The following is a 1184-nucleotide window of genomic DNA, read 5'->3' as shown; positions in this document are numbered from 1 at the left end:
GGAAGGTCTGCACAACTCGTTTTCAGAGCGCCGACCTCTTGCCACTTGAACCGAGTTGGCCATGAGAATCTGCCGACAGGTTGGTCGTCCGGCTTTTGAACCGCGACGCCCCCTGTTTGCCGAGACTTGTGGTCTCAATCTCCGAGCATTTCACGCTTTCCGCAGAGCCTCGCGTGCCATCCACAGGTTGCCCAGCGCAAATAGTGTCGTGATCTGGGCGGTGTTTTTCATCAAACCCCGGTACCGGGTCTTCGTATAGCCAAACTGCTGCTTGAGGACTCGGAACGGATGTTCGACCTTGGCGCGGATGCCGGCCTTCAGGCGTTCAATCTGATCGAATATCGCGTCCAGCCGATCGTTCAGGTCCAGTTGTCTGCGCCTGCCCGGCCGCATCGCGACATGCCAGCGAACCGGGTTTGCCTTGCAGCGCTTTTCGATACCCTGATACCCGGCGTCAGCGTACACATCCGTTTCCTGGCCGTGCAACAGCGCTTCGGCTGCATTGATGTCGTGAACGTTGGCCGCAGTACCGATGACGGTGTGCACCAGGCCCGACTCTGCGTCCACGCCGACATGGGCTTTCATCCCGAAGTACCACTGGTTTCCCTTCTTCGTCTGGTGCATTTCCGGGTCTCGTGTACCAGAGCCGTTCTTCGTCGAGCTGGGTGCAGAGATCAAGGTAGCGTCGACCGCCGACCCTGTTTTAAGCATCAAGCCTTTCTCGCTCAGGATCTCATTGACCAGCGTGAACATCTGCGCAGCCAGGCCGTGTGTCTCGAGCAGGTGGCGGAACCGGAGAATCGTGCTCTCGTCCGGCAAACGCGTCATCCCCTCGTCCAGCCCCGCAAAGTCGCGATACAGTGGGACGTCATAAAGCGCCTCTTCCATCGCCGGGTCTGACAGACCAAACCACTGCTGCATGAAATGGATCTGCAGCATCGTCGCAACCGGGAACGGCGGCCGTCCAGTCTTACCCTTCGGATAGTGCGGTTCGATCAACGCAATCAACCTCGACCATGGCACAACGCGCCTCATCTCATCGAGAAATTCCCGTTTGCGTGTACGTTTCGTTGACAGATCCAGACCAAGACCAAGTTGCGTCATCGAAGAACCCCTTAAACTTTCCTATCTCCCAGGATAGTCCACCCGTACGTCGACGCCAGGACTTTTGCAGACATTCCCTA

At 57.6% G+C, this 1184-nt stretch carries 1 protein-coding gene; it reads right to left on the bottom strand.

Translation table 11 applies throughout. The annotated features are described in order from the left end of the window. Positions 1–150: 150 nt before the first annotated feature. Positions 151–1104 carry an IS5 family transposase gene (locus tag DVS29_RS36760; protein WP_118186252.1) on the bottom strand — a complete coding sequence of 318 codons (954 nt, stop codon included), beginning with the start codon at positions 1102–1104 and terminating at the stop codon, positions 151–153. Between the last annotated feature and the right edge of the window lie 80 nt (positions 1105–1184).

This window comes from Paraburkholderia phosphatilytica, from assembly GCF_003443895.1.
GTDB lineage: Bacteria > Pseudomonadota > Gammaproteobacteria > Burkholderiales > Burkholderiaceae > Paraburkholderia > Paraburkholderia phosphatilytica.
The sequence above is the reverse complement of the archived record's forward strand: the minus strand, read 5'-3'. Positions and strand labels throughout refer to the sequence as shown.